This is a genomic window from Anaerolineae bacterium (assembly GCA_016931895.1).
Lineage (GTDB): Bacteria > Chloroflexota > Anaerolineae > 4572-78 > J111 > JAFGNV01.
This window is the reverse complement of sequence record JAFGDY010000252.1, coordinates 1-3,053: the sequence shown is the minus strand read 5'-3', so window position 1 is coordinate 3,053 and position 3,053 is coordinate 1. Positions and strand designations below refer to the sequence as shown.

The 3,053-nt window shown below is 57.7% G+C and carries 3 protein-coding genes and 1 pseudogene; all 4 read left to right on the top strand.

The window, feature by feature from the left end; genetic code table 11:
- Positions 1-503 precede the first annotated feature (503 nt).
- The 4 genes and pseudogenes from JW953_19415 to JW953_19400 all read left to right on the top strand — a co-directional run bounded on the left by JW953_19415 (position 504) and on the right by JW953_19400 (position 2,698).
- Positions 504-890, top strand: a complete 387-nt coding sequence (locus tag JW953_19415; GenBank protein ID MBN1994875.1) for a hypothetical protein — start codon at positions 504-506, stop codon at positions 888-890.
- 5 nt (positions 891-895) lie between these two features.
- A pseudogene (locus tag JW953_19410) lies at positions 896-1,108 on the top strand (hypothetical protein).
- A gap of 313 nt (positions 1,109-1,421) precedes the next feature.
- Complete coding sequence (locus JW953_19405; protein ID MBN1994874.1) at positions 1,422-1,853, top strand: hypothetical protein; 432 nt, start codon at positions 1,422-1,424, stop codon at positions 1,851-1,853.
- The gene (locus JW953_19400) at positions 1,850-2,698 is read left to right on the top strand and encodes an MFS transporter (protein ID MBN1994873.1); all 849 of its coding nucleotides are present in this window, start codon (positions 1,850-1,852) and stop codon (positions 2,696-2,698) included. The genes JW953_19405 and JW953_19400 overlap by 4 nt, the downstream gene beginning before the upstream one ends.
- The last annotated feature ends 355 nt before the right edge of the window (positions 2,699-3,053 follow it).

The following is a 3,053-nucleotide window of genomic DNA, read 5'->3' as shown; positions in this document are numbered from 1 at the left end:
GCAGGTCTTGTGCCTGCCCAGGGCGACCACAAGGATTCGCCCCTACATATTGGGGTATGCCACGGAAAATCCCAAAGAGCCATGATTTCTCCTGTTTTCTTGATGAGGGTTGGTTTCAATTCCCAAGGTGTCCCCATATTTGCCCGGAAGGTAGAACATCCCCCGGTCTCTCATCGCTCCTCTCCGGGGTGTCATTTGGACAGCCTGGGCCATAAATGGGACGGACATCAATTATGGGCCGGGCCAATCCGCCCCGGGCAATCCGCCCCAATATCATTGAGCCAAAACCACAACTATGGTATACTTGGTTAAAATGCAAATACCCCTCGTGGGGGCGAGGGGTATAGCCATATTGATTTGACCAGGTCAGCGCCACCCGGTCTCTTTTTTGTTACCCGTTATCCTACCACACTCGCGCTGCCCGGTCAAAGTGGCAGCGTTTTGTTTTTTTTCAGGTCGCCCCCACCTCAACTCAAACACACTAAAATAAGGAGAACAAAACAATGGAACCCGCTACGTTGATTCTTACCGCCCTGGCTGCCGGCGCCGCAGCAGCCGCCAAAGACACAGCCTCGCAGGCCATTAAGGATGGCTACCATGGCCTCAAGAGTCTTGTGCAAAAATATTTTGCCGATAAAACCGCCGCCCAAACGGCCCTGGCCGAGTATGAACAGGACGCCGCAACCTGGGAAAAACCGCTGCAAAAATCCCTGGCCGAAACCGGCGCCGCCAAAGACGAAGCCATTATTAAACAGGCCCAACACCTGCTCACCCTGGTCAACCCCCGGCAGGCCGCGCAGGGCAAATACAACGTGCAAATTGGCCAGGCCAAAGGCGTGGTAATTGGCGATAACGCCAGCGTGACCCAAAACTTTGGCCAAGACGAGTAACGCCCATGGCCGATTCTGGCAACGCCGCCGAGACCCGCCTGCTCTCTATCCTCTCCGACCAACCGGCGGACGAGGACCAACTTAATTTTGACCCCTACGCCCAAACCCTCACCGACATTGTGGCCGACCCCGGCACCGACACCCCCCTCACCATTGGCGTGTTTGGCAGTTGGGGCCAGGGCAAAACCAGCCTCATGCGCATGGTCGAGCGCCGGCTCACCGCCGAAAACAGCGACTTTCCGGTGCGCGCGGTCTGGTTCAACGCCTGGCTTTACAGCCACCAGCCCAGCCTGTGGCGCGCCCTTATCTCCCGGGTGCTGGAGGGCGTGCGCCGGTTTCCCGGCCTCAGCGAGGCCGCCCGCGCCCGACCTGCGCCAGTTGGAGGCCCGCCTGTACGGTGCCGAGACCGCCGCCGGCGGCCATCTCACCCTGCCCGCCGATGCCCTGCCCGGCCTGGAGGGTGCCGCCCTGCCCCCCCTGATGGGCCTGGAACTGCTGCGCCGCCAGGCCGAACGGGCCGGCTCCGAAAATGTGGCCCGCCGCCTGGCCGCGCTCATTGCCGATGTAGAGGAAAGCGAGGCCCTCACCCGCCGCGACCAGATTGCCGCCCTTGATGATTTTCGCCGCCAATTTGAGGCCATCAGCAAAAACTTTATTGTTAACCGCGGCCGGCTGGTGGTGTTTGTGGACGACCTGGACCGCTGCCTGCCCGACAAAGCCGTGGAAGTGCTGGAGGCGGTGAAGCTCTTTTTGGACGTGCCCGGCTGCGTCTTTATGCTGGGCGTGGCCCGCGAGGTGATTGAAGAGGGCATCCGCGTGCGCTACAAAGATTACCAGGTCAAATTGGACGGCGCCCAATACCTGGAAAAAATCATCCAGATCCCCTTTAGCCTGCCGCCCATTGCCCCCGAGGCCGTGGCCGGTTACGTGCGGCTGCCTTTCACGCCCCCGCCCCGCCAATGATCGCCCGCATTTCCGGCAAACAATTGGGCAAAGGCATGAGTATCTTTATGGCCGGCGGCGAACTGGGTCGAACGGTGGGACCACTGCTGGTGGTGTGGGCGGTGTCGGTGTGGACCTTGGAGGGATACTATCGCATTATGGTTTTGGGCTGGCTCACGTCGCTCATTTTGTTTTGGCGTCTGCGTCATATTCCGGCCCGACCTGACCAGCGACAGAGTGTGCGGACGATGCTTCCGACAGCGCGGCGATTGTTTGCCCCCTTATTGGGAGTGGTTTTTCCGCAAGCCTTTATGCTGACTGCGCTGGCGGTCTATTTGCCCACGTTTATGACTCAACAAGGTGCCAGTTTATGGATAGCCGGGGCTGCGCTTTCAATCTGGGAGTTGGCCGGAATTGGCGGAGCCTTGCTGGGCGGCACCTTGAGCGACCGGGTAGGACGCAAAACGGTTTTGGTGGTGGCAATGGCCTCTTCATCGTTGCTGATGTTTGTGTTTCTGAATGTGAGCGGCTGGTGGCTCGTGCCGGTTCTGCTGGCTCTGGGTTTTACATCCCTATCATCCACGCCGGTAATGCTGGCCATGGTGCAAGAAGGCGTGCCTCATAATCGGGCCATGGCCAATGGCCTGTTCATGTCGATGTCGTTTCTGGTACGCCCGCTGGCGGCTTTTGTCATTGGTTTGCTGGGGGACAATTTTGGCTTACCTACCGCCTTTTACATTGCCACCATGATGGCCTTGCTGGCCATCCCGATGATTCACTTTCTGCCCTATAGGAATGGGCGCAGGACTTCCACATCCCGACTGAGTGAAGCCGAAGAAGAGGAATGCTCTAAGCAACTGGAGTAAGGATACCTTGGGTTACCATCACAATCTTTTTCCCAAAAAACCTGCTCGGATGTGGTTTTTGTAGGGCACGCCTGTTTATGGGTCGGGTAACAAATCCTACCCTGTAGCCCCCGATGATTCTCGGGGGCTTGAAACAAAAGTCTCGGTACCCCCATCCGGCGAGTGTTACGCCGAAAAACCTCATTTTCTGGACGGATGAGCACAGTAGTCAGCATAGCGTTAATGGACATCGCGGCCCATTTACCCGTCTATTTAACCGACACCACAGTTTTTTTGCAGTTGAACGGGATGATATTGTCCAACAAGTTAGGGATGCTGTACAATAAGGAGAGGCACATAGGCAGGGTAAGGCCAT

Coding starts and splice junctions, on each gene's coding strand:
- JW953_19415 (MBN1994875.1), top strand. CDS start 504: ATGGAACCCGCTACGTTGATTCTTACCGCCCTGGCTGCCGGCGCCGCA.
- JW953_19400 (MBN1994873.1), top strand. CDS start 1,850: ATGATCGCCCGCATTTCCGGCAAACAATTGGGCAAAGGCATGAGTATC.